General features: G+C 43.9%; 11 protein-coding genes. 1 reads left to right on the forward strand and 10 read right to left on the reverse strand.

Features of this window, described 5'->3' with window-relative positions:
• Positions 1-25: 25 nt before the first annotated feature.
• From A8F94_RS05900 to sppA, 3 genes are all read right to left on the reverse strand, one after another.
• A complete protein-coding gene (locus tag A8F94_RS05900; protein WP_066196908.1) occupies positions 26-697 on the reverse strand; it encodes a DUF2953 domain-containing protein in 672 nt (223 codons plus the stop codon).
• A 137-nt stretch (positions 698-834) separates the two neighbouring features.
• Complete coding sequence (locus tag A8F94_RS26490; protein ID WP_077247568.1) at positions 835-1,500, reverse strand: RDD family protein; 666 nt, start codon at positions 1,498-1,500, stop codon at positions 835-837.
• Between the two features lie 13 nt (positions 1,501-1,513).
• Positions 1,514-2,524, reverse strand: a complete 1,011-nt coding sequence (gene sppA / locus A8F94_RS05910) for a signal peptide peptidase SppA (RefSeq protein WP_066196910.1) — start codon at positions 2,522-2,524, stop codon at positions 1,514-1,516.
• 145 nt (positions 2,525-2,669) lie between these two features.
• Between sppA and A8F94_RS05915 the strand changes: the two genes are divergently transcribed.
• A complete protein-coding gene (locus A8F94_RS05915) occupies positions 2,670-3,473 on the forward strand; it encodes an NAD kinase (protein ID WP_066196912.1) in 804 nt (267 codons plus the stop codon).
• A 206-nt stretch (positions 3,474-3,679) separates the two neighbouring features.
• On the opposite strand, the gene rarD is transcribed toward A8F94_RS05915, so the two are convergent.
• The 7 genes from rarD to ezrA form a co-directional block, all read right to left on the reverse strand.
• Complete coding sequence (gene rarD, locus A8F94_RS05920; protein ID WP_066196913.1) at positions 3,680-4,600, reverse strand: EamA family transporter RarD; 921 nt, start codon at positions 4,598-4,600, stop codon at positions 3,680-3,682.
• Between the two features lie 497 nt (positions 4,601-5,097).
• A complete protein-coding gene (locus A8F94_RS05925) occupies positions 5,098-6,717 on the reverse strand; it encodes an amidohydrolase (protein ID WP_066196914.1) in 1,620 nt (539 codons plus the stop codon).
• 95 nt (positions 6,718-6,812) lie between these two features.
• Complete coding sequence (mbcS, locus tag A8F94_RS05930) at positions 6,813-8,399, reverse strand: acyl-CoA synthetase MbcS (RefSeq protein ID WP_066196918.1); 1,587 nt, start codon at positions 8,397-8,399, stop codon at positions 6,813-6,815.
• 205 nt (positions 8,400-8,604) lie between these two features.
• Positions 8,605-8,808 carry an alpha/beta-type small acid-soluble spore protein gene (locus tag A8F94_RS05935; protein ID WP_066196920.1) on the reverse strand — a complete coding sequence of 68 codons (204 nt, stop codon included), beginning with the start codon at positions 8,806-8,808 and terminating at the stop codon, positions 8,605-8,607.
• 119 nt (positions 8,809-8,927) lie between these two features.
• Positions 8,928-10,136, reverse strand: coding sequence for a tRNA uracil 4-sulfurtransferase ThiI (thiI, locus tag A8F94_RS05940; protein WP_175384356.1), 1,209 nt, complete (start codon positions 10,134-10,136; stop codon positions 8,928-8,930).
• Positions 10,115-11,278, reverse strand: coding sequence for a cysteine desulfurase family protein (locus tag A8F94_RS05945; RefSeq protein ID WP_066196924.1), 1,164 nt, complete (start codon positions 11,276-11,278; stop codon positions 10,115-10,117). Before A8F94_RS05945 ends, thiI begins: the two co-directional genes overlap by 22 nt.
• Before the next feature lie 417 nt (positions 11,279-11,695).
• Positions 11,696-13,384 carry a septation ring formation regulator EzrA gene (ezrA, locus tag A8F94_RS05950; protein ID WP_066196926.1) on the reverse strand — a complete coding sequence of 563 codons (1,689 nt, stop codon included), beginning with the start codon at positions 13,382-13,384 and terminating at the stop codon, positions 11,696-11,698.
• Between the last annotated feature and the right edge of the window lie 256 nt (positions 13,385-13,640).

The raw sequence follows: 13,640 nt of genomic DNA on the forward strand, positions 1-13,640 counted from the left end.
TGGGTTCCTCCTTATAATAAAGTAATTATTCCTCGTTCGGCACAACGTTCAATGATTTTGATAGCAACTCGGTCTTTTTGCCTTTCCAGTGTGCAAAAAGCTTGATTCCTGCTGAAATAGCTTTCCCTGCCCTGAACGTAAACATACATGTAAGCATAGTACCTGCTGTTTTAAATTGGAAATACGGCGTCACCATAAAATCCGGCTTTACCTTTAGTTTCATATATTCACTGGCGAGACCGGCAACACTTCCTTTTATTGCCCATATAGCCCCTGCAAGCACACCAGTAATCGCAGCATCCCCTGTCCCGAATGCTGTTTTCCACTCAAATTTCCTTACTGTCACATGGGCCAGAAAGTCCTTGATAATTGGCTGTACACCGATTATACGATCCAGGATTTCCTTGATTTCCTCGAGCATCGATACAAGCTCTTCAGCGGAAAGCCTGCCTCCTGTATCCTCTTCTCCATTTATTCCTTTGGAGCCTTCCGCTTCAAGGCCTGGTGGATTGGATTCTACATTAAGGACGGGGATAGTGATTGCATAGCGAATTAGCCCAAACCAAGCCCGAAACTGTATTTGGAGTTCATTGTTGCCGCTATAATTTTTATATTCAGTATGTACTGTAATTCGGGTTACCCAAATTAGTGCAATCAACAACACTATTCCGGTTAATGAGAAAAACAACCAAAACACGTCCGTCCCCGCCCTTTCAGCCTATTAGTATCTGCCAATAACAAAAAAATAAACCTGTACCGTCACCGGTACAGGTTTAAAATCCAGATATTTTTTAGTAGCTTCGATTAATTTTTGAACGACCATAACCAGAAGGTTTACCGTTCAACATGAATAACAGCTGTATCTGCAAAGATATCGTGCAAGGCCTGTTTTTGTGGATGAAAGGCTGGAATTAAGTACAATACGAAGATTGTCTTGGATATGAAGCGTCCAATCCACTCCCTGACTAACACATCCTGCCAGCTTAATTTTCCATCCTTCAACTCGATGACAGCAATGCCAAGTGCCATTTTCCCCAATGTCTGGCCAAGGTATTTTGTCATAAGGACAAAGTACAAATAAAAGAGCGCTGCAGAAGCAATATTCTCCGCTGAAAAAATGCCTCCCGACGAAGGAATACCAATCAAATTGAATAGTGGTGATAGAAGAATTCGCCCTATGCTTCCAACAACAATCAGGTCAAGCAAATATGCCCAAAATCTCATCCAAAAGCCCGCTCGTCTAACTGGGAATCTTGGCGCCTGTTCAATCCGATGGAAACGATTCAAAGATGCCTGCTCCTGTTCATTCCTGTTTCCATGGCTAATTTTTTCATGAACAGTATCACCATTTTGCCCCTCTAAAGAATCAGAAAGAATGCCATTCCCTGAGATTGGCTGGTTCAGCTCATCTCTTTCGGTTGATTGGCTGGTTTGATTCGCCCCCGTACCTGCATTCTGATCGCGGAAGCTGGTTTCTTCTGGTTTATCATTTCTCTCCATAACGCTTCCTCCCTTATTCAGAATACAAATACATCAGGCGCGGGGAGTTTGTTCTGGAGATAATATCCAAAAGCCCCTGTATTTCTATATCTCCGCCAAATATCTTTTGGGCTCCCATGCTAAAAAATGAGCCAAAGCCCATTCCATTTGCATAGCGGATAACCTGGGCATCACCCAGTTTCTTATCCTTTTTCATTGCCTCAATGACGTCATCGAAATAGCCGAACCCGTCAATCAGGTCAAGCTCTTTTGCCTGACGCCCGTCATAGATCCGTCCATCTGCTATTTTCCTTACCTCTTCAGCCGGTATATTCCTACCTTCTGATATGACTTTGACAAAGCCTTGATAGGAGTTATCAATCATATCCTGAAGAATTTTACGTTCGGCATCGGTCATTTCCCTAGTCGGGCTCATGATATCTTTATATGGGCCGCTCTTGATAGTGGTAAATTCAACCCCATATTTTTCAGCAAGCCCTTCATAATTGATTCCCTGCATGATGACGCCAAGCGAGCCTGTCAGCGTTTCCCGGCTGGCAAAAATTTTATCAGCTGGCGCCGATATGTAATAACCTCCCGAAGCAGCCATCGAGCCCATTGAGATATAGACAGGTTTTTTCGTTTCTTTTTGAATTTCAACGATTCTGTCATGAATTTCCGCACTTTCAACAACTCCGCCTCCAGGCGAATTAACCCTGATGATAATACCTTTAACAGCATCGTCCTCCCCGGCACTGTCCAGCTGTTCCAGGAACATCCGGTGATTATAAGCAGGGCTTTCAAAAAAAGAGACTGCGTCCCCAGTATCCTGAATAGTCCCATTTACTTCAAGAACTGCAATTTTATCAAGGCTGCTTCCTTCCTCAATTATTTCTTCAACAAATCCTTCTCCGGCTCCAGCAAACATGTTGGTAAAATCGTTATCGATTCCCGCTGAATTAAAAGAAGATAAAAAACTGATGACTACGGAAAAGAAAAACAATGCTGCTGCAATCCCTATCGCTGCCCAGCGTTTTCCATTCATATGTAGGTCCCCCTTCGTCTAAATTTTCTGTTTCGTTTTTAAAATGTGGCAGGACATGCTAAACTTGGTAATAAACAATACTATTTTAACAAAATGGTTGTTTATTTGGTACAAATAACTCTAGCCGTTTGAGGAGGAAATGCGAATGTCGAATCGGAAAAATCTTTATCTTTATCATACCAAGGATGCTGAAATGCTGCAGAAGGTGAAACCGCTTTATGACCAGGCAGAAAAATATGGTTTTACGCTTGTTAAGGATTATCACGATGCAAACATTATTACCAGTATTGGTGACGAGGGAACATTCCTTCAGGCTGTCAGGAAAACAGGGTTCAGGGATGATGCCCTATATGTTGGCATTTCCACCTCAGAGAGTCTCAGCATGTATTGCGATTTTCATATCGATAATCTCGGAGGCGTGGTTGAAGCTGTTTCTCAGAACGATCAGATTGAGGTTCGCCGCTATCCTACTATCGAGGTAACTATAGACGATGAAAGTACGTTTCAATGCCTGAACGAGTTCAGTATCAAGTCTAACATCATTAAAACATTCGTGCTTGATGTCTTTATCGACGACCTTTATTTTGAAACTTTCCGCGGAGATGGAATGATTGTTGCTACCCCTACAGGAAGTACAGGCTATAATAAATCGGTTAAGGGTGCTATTGTTGACCCACTCCTGCCTTGCATTCAGGTAAGCGAGCTCGCTTCCCTTAATAATAACCGTTTCAGGACACTAGGGTCTTCCTTCATCCTGAGCGGGGACCGCACCCTTACCCTTAAGGTGGTTAAAGACGGCAACGATTATCCAACAATGGGAATGGACAACGAGGCGTTAAGCGTCCAGCATGTTGAAAAGGTTCAAGTGAAGCTAAGCAATAAGATTATTAAAACTGTAAAACTGAAGGACAATTCCTTCTGGGAAAAAGTACAACGGACGTTCTTGTAATCCTTCAATGAACAGAAGGCTTTGAAACTAATGGATTGAAGCGGAAGGTGCGAAGACTCCTGCGGGAGAAAAGGTCAGTGGGAGACCCCACAGGCGCTCGCGCCGAGGAGGCTCCCAGGCCGCCCGCGGAAAGCGAAGCACCTGGAGCGGAAAATCCTAAGTAAAACAAAAGGCATTCACCAGTTTTTATCTGGCGAATGCCTTTTTTAATGATGCTTCCTCAACCTTAACTGCAAAGAATTGAGCAGCTTTGATTTTGATAAGGAGTATAGGGTCAGAGCTGACCAAATGAACATAAAAGCTAAAAGTTGTGTTCCGCTGAAATGTTCTTCATAAACAAATACCCCGAGAATAAGCGTAAGTGTCGGTGCAATGTATTGAAGAAACCCAAGCATCGACAGCGGTATCTTTTGCGCCCCTGCAGCAAATAGCAGGAGCGGCAGCGCTGTGGCAGGGCCAGCAGCAGCAAGCAGAATATTAGTCCCTAATCCGTTATGGAGGAAAGCTGATGTACCTTCCATTAGCAAAAATCCGAGATAAATCGCCGCAACCGGTGTCACAACCATCGTTTCAAGCGTAAGCCCTATCGCCGCATCCACCTTGATCAGCTTTTTCGCAAGCCCATAAATGCCAAAAGATAGCGCTAGCGTCATGGCAATCCATGGGAACCGTCCATATGAAAACGAAATAATTAACACCCCTGTCAGAGCCATGAAAAACGATGCATATTGAACGAGGCTTAATCTTTCTTTTAAGACAATTACACCGAGCAGTACACTGACAAGCGGGTTTATATAATAACCAAGGCTTGTTTCTATCATCTGCCCTGTATTAACTGCCCAAATATAGACAAACCAGTTTATCGTAATCAGGACAGACGCACAGGCAAGAGCATACATTTGCTTTGGATGTGTCTTGAACCCCTTTAAAACGGCAGTTAAGGAAGTCTGTTTCCTTGCCAGGAACAACAAGACGACCATAAACACAAATGACCAAAAAATCCGATTGGCCAGTATTTCACTTGAGTCGACATGGCCGAGAAGCTTCCAGTAGATCGGCAGCAGGCCCCAGAGCAGATACGAAAAGCCAGCCTGTATTACTCCACTCTTTATTTCATTGTTCCCCATTGCGTATCCCCGTTCTTTCTAGTATCGAAATATTTCATATTATAACTCAAAAAGAGTGTGGGCGGGGGGATTTTTTTATTTTTATACAAAGCCTTCTTACCATTTCAATGCTATTGCTGACAATTTGAAGGTTTGCACGGTCCAAAACAGTACCAATGCAAGCTATTGGTGACATTTTGAACGTTTGCCAGGCCTAAAACGGTGCCAATGCAAGCTATTGGTGACATTTTGGACGTTTGCCAGGCCTAAAACGGCGCCAATAGCCGCCAGGAAAAAATAATTATAGTGTCCACTATCTGACTAAATTCATTACTTACACAAAATTTTTTCAATACTTTGTCTGCAAATTCACTAAGAGCCACTATTAATGACTTTGTCACAAGTTTTTTCTCTTTAAAGTCATTAAGAACTCCTCTTAATGACTTTGCTCTCCAATATTTCTCAGCAAAGTCACTTAGGGCTTCTTTTTGTGAATTTATCCGATAGTTAGAGCTGGTTTAACAAAAATCTAAAAGCGTTATTTTACGATCGTTATTTTTTTCAAAGACAACTTCTCCGCCAATTATCGTCATCACTGCCTCGGTTTCCCCAAGTGTCTCTTTAGGTATGGAAAACAGGTTCCGGTCTAAAATCGTAAAATCAGCAAGGTTTCCCTTCTTTATTTCGCCACGGTTCTGTTCATGGCTTGCTGCATATGCACTCCCCTTTGTGAAGAGGCTCACCGCTTCATATACGGACAATGCCTGGTTTTGCCCATACACTTTTCCGCCAGCCATTCTGTTGACGGCTGCATCGATGGCCTGATACGGATTTGGATACTCGATTGGGGCGTCTGAACCTCCCGAGCAGGCAATTCCCTTATCAAGCAATGTTTTCCATGCATACGCATGCTCAAGCCTTTCGCTTCCAATCCTGTCAATTACCCACGGGAAATCCGATTGCAGAAATGCCGGCTGGAGATCCAGAACGACTGGCAACCGTGCTGCCCGTTCAATCAAATCCTCTCTAAGAATTTGTGCATGAATCAGCCGATCCCGGCCAGGGCCATTTAACGGATTAGCCTCAATGGCATCCAGGCAATATTCAAATGCCAAGTCACCGATTGCATGAATAGCGACGGGCATATTGTATTTTCTTGCCTTTCCGACAAGCTCTGACAGCTCTTCCCTTGAAAAAATCGCCACTCCGCTCGTGGAAGGTTCGTCAGCGTATGGCTCACTTAACAAGGCAGTCCTTCCGCCAAGGGCACCATCTGAAAAAATTTTCATCGCGCCAAATTCGATCCATTCATTGCCCGATTGAAAAGAATGCCCCGACTCTGCGAAATCGTCAATAACACCATGATGGACAAGCAGATGGGCCCTGAACCTCAGCCCATCTTGTTCAATCACCCTTTTAAACACACGGAAAGTTTTTTCAAAGCCTCCGTAATAATTCAAATCCTCTGTGTGGACCCCGGTGATCCCCAGTTTGTATAAATCATGTATCGATGCCTTCATGGCGCGGAGCAAGTAGTCCTCGGAAGCGGGAGGAATCACTGAGTACAGGAGATCCTGGGCACTGTCTTTTAATACCCCGGTAATACTTCCGGATTCATCTGCGGAAATAACCCCTCCGGCAGGAACAACTGAATTTTCATCGATACCTGCCGCTTTGAGCGCCAATGAGTTAGCAACAACCGCATGTCTGCAGATTCTTTTTAAAAGAACTGGATGATTGGGAGCAATTTCGTCAAGTTCAGCTTTATGTAATGGCCGGGGCTCTTCCCAAAGGTTTTCATTCCATCCCTCTCCGACTAGCCAGTCTCCTTCTTTTAACCCAAGGGAATAGGCTTTAACAGCTTCAAGCACCTCCTGCCTTGTTTTACACAAAGACAAATCCAGGCGAATCAGCCTTTCCCCATGGCCTATCAAGTGAATATGGCTGTCCACAATTCCCGGGATCATCGTACAGCCCTGCAAATCTATTCTTTTATCGATTTCGTTAGAAAAGGCGGCTTCCAGCTGAGCAACAGTTCCTGTTTCTACAATTCTTCCTTCTTTTGTAAGGACGGCCTCAACCTGATGCCCTTCCTCAATCAATGTATAAATTGGTCCTCCATATAGCAGTGTAGCCATTTGTGTCATTCTCCTCTACTCATATCTAAAGCAGGCGGATCTCCGCCTGCTTTCCATTTTACTATTCATGCCGTGGATATACATAGGCTGAACATCTACTTACTTGCCGCCTGTGCCATCTCCTTCTGCCTTAACTCTATCCTGCGGATTTTTCCGGAAGTTGTTTTTGGGAGCTCTTCTAGAAACTCAATCTTACGAGGATATTTATAGGGAGCTGTCAGCGCCTTTACATGTTCCTGGAGGTCCTTAACTAGGCTTTCCTTCTCCGCTTGTGCCTCTTCCTTAAGAACAACAAATGCCTTTACAATGTTTCCCCGTATCTCGTCAGGGCTTGCTACAACAGCACATTCTTTAACTAGCGGATGCTTGACAAGAGCGTCCTCAACCTCAAATGGCCCAATTGTATAACCTGAGCTGATAATAATATCATCTCCACGGCCTTCAAACCAAAAGTAGCCGTCTTCATCCTTTTTGGCCTTGTCCCCGGTAATGTAATAATCACCCCTGAATTGCATGGAAGTGCGTTCAGGATCTTTGTAATATTTTTTAAAAAGTGCAGGGGATTCTACATGGACCGCGATGTCGCCAATCTCCCCGGGCTTGCATGGCTTGCCGTAGTCATCAACGATTTCTACTTTGTTGCCCGGTGTTGGCTTACCCATTGAGCCGGGTCTCAGTTCCATTTCTTTCGTAATTCCGACAAGAAGGGTGTTTTCAGTCTGTCCGTAACCATCACGCACATCAACATTAAAGTACTTTTTAAACGTATCAATAACTTCCCTGTTTAACGGCTCGCCTGCCGACACAGCACTATGGAGATGGGATAGCTTGTAATCAGAAAGATTCTCTGCCTTGGCCATCAGCCTGTATTCTGTTGGTGTACAGCATAAAACATTGATTTCATTGCGCTCAAGCAACTGTAAATACTTTACAGGCTCAAATTTACCATGATAAACAAAGCCTGTTGCACCCGAGCCGAGAACGGAAAGGAACGGACTCCAAATCCATTTCTGCCAGCCTGGCCCTGCAGTCGCCCATACTTTATCAGACTCCTGGATACACAGCCAATGTGGTGCTGCCGTTCTTAAATGGGCAAAAGCCCAGCCGTGGGTATGGACGACACCTTTTGGATTTCCGGTCGTACCCGATGTATAGGACAGGAATGCCATATCATCTTTCATTGTATCAGCCAGTTCCAAAGTGGAAGCGGCTTCCTCCATTTCCCCATCCAGGAATATCCATCCCTCCGCCTGCTGCCCGACGACGAATTTCAGCATCCCTTCTTTTTGGATATTGCTAAATTCCTTGGCGAATGGGTAATAACTGACAACTGCATTTACATCCCCATGGGTGATTCTGTATTGAAGGTCTTTTTCGCGAAGCATTTCAGAGCTTGGTATCACCGCTAGCCCGTTCTTAAGTGCGGCAAGATAAACAATATACGCCTCGATCAGCCTCGGAATGACGACCAGTACAACATCTCCCTTATCGAGTCCAGCCGCTTTAAAAACATTTCCAGCTTTGTTCACTTGTTCGGCCAATTGTCCGTATGTAACTTCCTTCCTGTCACCCTCTTCATTTTCCCAAATTAAAGCCTTTCGGTTTGGGTTTTTTTCTATAAATCCTTCAAATTCTGATAAAAGGTTGTATTTCAGGGGTGCAATTAATTCTTCACGGTTCATGTTTATCCCTCCCTTAATGATTCCTGTCCCACTTATTATATATAATTTTTTAAAAATTAGGAACGTTTTAGCGAAGGCGTGATTGACTACTGTGGAACATCATTTTGTGAAACAAGAAAATTCGGGTGGTGCCTGGCACTGTTCGCATTCCACACGAAAAAGGAGCGGTTTTACCCGCTCCTTGTAGCCATAGTATTTAATTTACTTACCTAGAGAAACCGCCGCCAAGTTGTTGTTGAGCCATAGAAACGAGGCGCTTAGTGATTTCACCACCTACAGAACCGTTAGCACGTGAAGTAGTTTCTGCACCAAGGTTTACACCGAATTCAGATGCGATTTCAACTTTCATTTGTTGAAGAGCTTGCTCAGCTTGTGGTACTAGAAGATTGTTGCTGTTGTTGTTTGCCATGTGATTTCACCTCCTTGTGAGTATATAATGTGTCATATCACATGGCTTCATTCAATCAGCTTATTGGTAATTGTTCACAACATTAATCGCATATTTTGGGATCTTCCAGTTACCCCCAATTAGAATAACTCCTCGATTTCCGGGCTTTGCCTGCTGTACCCCGGGGTTATCCGGATTGTTTCTGTTCCTTCTACAGCCCGCTCCACAAAAGGTTCAAAGTCGATAAAACTTTCATAATAGGCAACCTTGTCCCTTTTTGGTTTCGTTTTAGGAGAGGCCGGGACGAAGATCGTACAGCAGTCCTCAAATGGCAGGATTGAAATGTCATATGTTCCAATTTCCTGGGCCACTTTAATGATTTCCGGCTTATCCTCCGTAATCAGCGGCCGGAGGATAGGGGTATTCGTCACTTCATTAATGGCGTACATACTCTCAAGCGTCTGGCTAGCCACTTGCCCAAGGCTTTCACCTGTAATAATGGCAAGTCCCTCATTCCGTTCGCGAATTGCATCGGCAATCCTAAGCATAAACCTCCGTGTAGCTGTCATTGAATAATTTTCCGGAATCTGTGCCCTTACAGCCTCCTGCAGCTCAGTAAACGGGACGATATGAAGAACGACTTCCCCGCTTACCTCTGCAAGTTTTTCCGAAAGGTCAATTACCTTTTGCCTTGCGCGCTCACTTGTGTAGGGAGGGCTGTGAAAATGGACAGCTTCAATTTGGACCCCGCGCTTCATCGCCAGGAAACCTGCGACCGGGCTGTCTATCCCACCTGAAAGCATAAGCATCGCCTTCCCTCCTGTACCGAGCGGCAACCCTCCAGCTCCCTGTATCGTTTCGCATGATAAATAGGCGGCTTCACTCCTGATTTCAATCACGAGGTTAATATCAGGGTTTTTCACCTTGACTTTAAGCCCAGGTATGTTCTTTAGCATATGTGCGCCAAATTCCTGGTTTATGCCATCTGTATCAAGTTCAAAGCTTTTATCGGAACGCTTTGCGGTTATTTTAAAAGTAAGGCCTTCCTCATAGACAGATTGAAGCAGGGAAAGGGCGGCATCCTTCATGGCGGGGATCTCCTTTTCGACCCGAATCGCCGGGCTGAACGACTGGATCCCAAACACCTTCTTTAGCTTTGCCATCACTTCAATGCTGTCCTCCCCATTCAAAACAACATACATTCTGTCTCTGTCCGCTTCAATTTTGATTCCCGGGTACTCATTAAGAGCAAGTGAGATATTCTTTCTGAGCATCTCAACAAATTTGCCGCGGTTGCGCCCTTTTGTTGAAATCTCTCCATAGCGTATTAAAATTCTGTCGTAATACATGATCTCAAAACCTTTCCCAGCTCGTTGACTGTTTTTTCAATTGCCTCAATCACAAAATCCGCTTCCTCTGGCGAATTTTCATATGAAAGGGAAATCCTTGCTGCGCTGCCTGCCAAATTTTCAGGCACGCCCATTTCGAGGAGCGTCTTACTCGCGCTTTTTTTCTTGGAAGAACAAGCACTCGTTGTCGAAATGAAAACACCTTTTTCTTCGAGTGCATGCACAAACGTTTCTGACTTGATACCCTCTACCGAGAAGTTCAAAATATGGGGAGCTGCCCCTTCGTTTGGAGTATGAATCGTGATTCCTTCTATTTTTTCCAATCCTTTTCTTAATCTGTTTAAGATGTCAGCCATTGTTTTCGAATTGGACTTTTGTTTTTCAGAAGACATCCGGAGTGCTTTTGCCATTGCTACAATGCCAGCAGGATTTTCTGTTCCTCCACGCTGGCCTCGTTCCTGGCTTCCCCCTGATAGAAGAGGTTCAAGCTTTACTCCCTTTTTAACAACCAATCCACCAGTGCCTTTTAAACCGTGAAACTTATGAGCCGAAAACGAATAAAGGCTGACTCCTGCTCTAGTTAGGTCTAGAGGAACTTTTCCTGCTCCCTGGACACCATCAACATGAAAAAGAATTTTTGGGTAGTTTTTAAGCAAAGAGCCTATTTCATAAATCGGTTGGATTATTCCTACCTCATTATTCACATGCATAATCGAAATTAGGATCGTTTCATCCGTGATCGCCTTCTCTATATCCACAGGGTTCACCCTGCCGTTACGATCAACTGGTAGAAAAGTAATAGTAAATCCTTGCTTTTGGAGCTGGAGCAAAGGCTCCCTTACCGAGGGATGTTCAATGGACGATGCAATAATGTGCCGGCCCCTGTTCCTGTATCCATAAGCTGTTCCTTTAATAGCGAGATTATTGCTTTCCGTTCCGCCTGATGTAAAAAATACTTCAGCCGGTTCACAGCCAATCAAGCCTGCAATTTGGGACCTCGCCTGGGTCATAAGCTTCTCAACCCTGGCTCCCATTCCATGAAGCGAAGACGGATTTCCAAAGAAATCGGAAGCAACCTTCACATAGGAATCTAGAACCTCCGGATATGGTTTTGTTGTAGCACTGTTGTCAAAATAAATCATTGGCGTTAACCTCCGGTATTAGTTTCCCATAAACTTCTGTTTTTGATAAAAACGTAGCATGATTATTTAGCGGGAGCAAGTAGCAAAAGCGCAAGCGCCTTCGTGACAGGCAAAGAACGCCTGTCCCTGCGATGATTATTCTAAGGAGCTTTCCTTAGTGGTCATCGCCGTACAAACTGGAGGGGCTTCGACTGAGATAAAGGAATCACGAAGAGCGATAGCGATTCGATGATGACTTATCGTAGGGAGGAGACCTGAAGTTTGCTAGGCGATAGGCGCTGGAGCTAGACGTAAACACGCTTAATAAAAAAGTTATCCACAGTCGCGAAATTTATAATTTCCTTAACCAGAACAAATCCTGCCTGCATGGCAGACAAAAAAGGAACCAGGCGGCAAAACCGCGGTTCCTTTTTCATTTTAATCCACAGTAACAAACGTTTCGATTTTTTTGATTGCACCAGGATCAATTTCTTCAATTGAGGTAGCTGCCTGTTCCAGAGCCGTTTGATAATCGAACTTCCTGAATGACTTCTCAGCCTCAGAAAGGCCTCTTGCAACGGATGGGTATTTGCTGCGGTATCTGTTGCCATACTGAATGACCTTTTCAGCAAGCCTAACATTCTCCAGCATTTCCTTCGTGGTTGTCGCAAGCTTTTCTATTGTCAGTTCGGCAATTTCAAGATGCTGTTTGACCGCACCCATATCTAAAGGCTTCTCCTCCAGCTTTTGCCTGACATTGCGGATTGACTCGTTCCCATCCTCAAGAAGGTATATATAGTGCTCCGGAAGCCCGGGAATATTGCTCCTTGCCACCATTCTTGTTATTTCGGAGACTTTTTTAATAAGCTCTTGCACAGTTTCTCTTGCTTCTATTTCGTCTTTCCTGAAATCACTCAGCTTTTTTGCAAAAACCTGTTGTTCTTCGCTAAATGCCTCAAGTTCTTGTTTTATTTCGGACAGCTCGGAGCTGATAACAGTTTGTGCTGTTTCATTCAGCTTTATCTTTTCAAGCAGTATATCGTACCGCTTGACCAGGTCTCCAAGCTTCTTCTCAAGCTTCCGCTGTGAGGCGAAATCTTTTTCAGTTAAATGGTATGTTTCCTGTATATGGGTGACCTCTGCTTTGATTGCCTCATGATGTTCAATTACCCGGTCAAGGGAATCATTGGATGGATCCTTATGCTGCAAAATGTATTGTTTCGCCTTTACCTCATTTTCAAGCTGATCCATAAATTGGTCGATTCGATTTTTTAAATCATCAATACCTTGCTCGACTTTCTCAATTTCCACATTTTCAAGCATTGCCAGATAGCCTTCGAGTTCCTGCCCCATTTTAGCAAGCTCGGATTCAAATTCGAGATGATCAAGATAGTATCCATTTGAAGCCATATCACGGTACCCTTCGGCCAGTTCGTTAACCTGGGATGGCAGGAGGGATTGGCATTCTATCAGAAGCTGAGGTGTCTTCTCCATCCTCTGCATCATATCCTCAAGGAGCTGTCTGAGGCCAAGGACTAACTCACGAGCCTGAAGATAATCACCATTGTTTGTTTTCTCTTCGAATTCGGTAAATTTAACAGATGCCTCTTCCAGTATTTCCGCTAATCTTTTTTCGGCTCTGCCGAAGCTGTGCCGGTGCGCAAGCAGTATTTTTTTCGATTCCCTGTAAATTTCGCGCAATTCTTCTATTTCGCCCCGGTTCTTCTCTTCACTGCCAACTAGCTCGTTTAACTCGGAGAGAATTCGCTTAATTTCTTCTTCGGTTGATTCAAGGATCTCTATGATATTGTGCTTTACTTCCTTCGCTTTGCCAAATCGATACTTATCTATGTATTCCTCACCATCGAAGAGCATTTCTTCTACTTCAGGAAGTTTAACTGTCACAATTTCATCCCATTCATTGCGCCAGCGCTCGAATAGTTCTTCTGTCTGCCCTGTCATATTCAACTGCTTGACTTTGGACATCTCAACGAGAACAGGCCTGTCCATTATATCGAGCTTCCATGCCTCAAGCCTGTCAATTTCTTTATAATGTTTCCGTTTCACAAAATAACCTATTATAAACAATGCAATCGCAAAGAAAATGACTCCGATAATGATCTCCATAATATCCCCCTGTTTCCTCAATGAAAGACAGATACTGAATTTTATATAAAAATGCTATTATAGTTAATTTAATGCCTTTATGATACCATGGAAGCGACATTTTTTGACGGGATTTTTCATTTTTTTTTGAAAAACTAACGGAAAAAACGCATTTTCACCGAATTGGTTTAAAATGCGCCTTTAAACAGCTATGTTTATTCAACTACATTGGAGGATGAATTGCAAATGATTTACCGGGAGAAACCACTTGGATTGT

It is taken from the genome of Bacillus sp. FJAT-27225, from assembly GCF_001685025.1.
Classification (GTDB): domain Bacteria; phylum Bacillota; class Bacilli; order Bacillales; family Cytobacillaceae; genus Bacillus_D.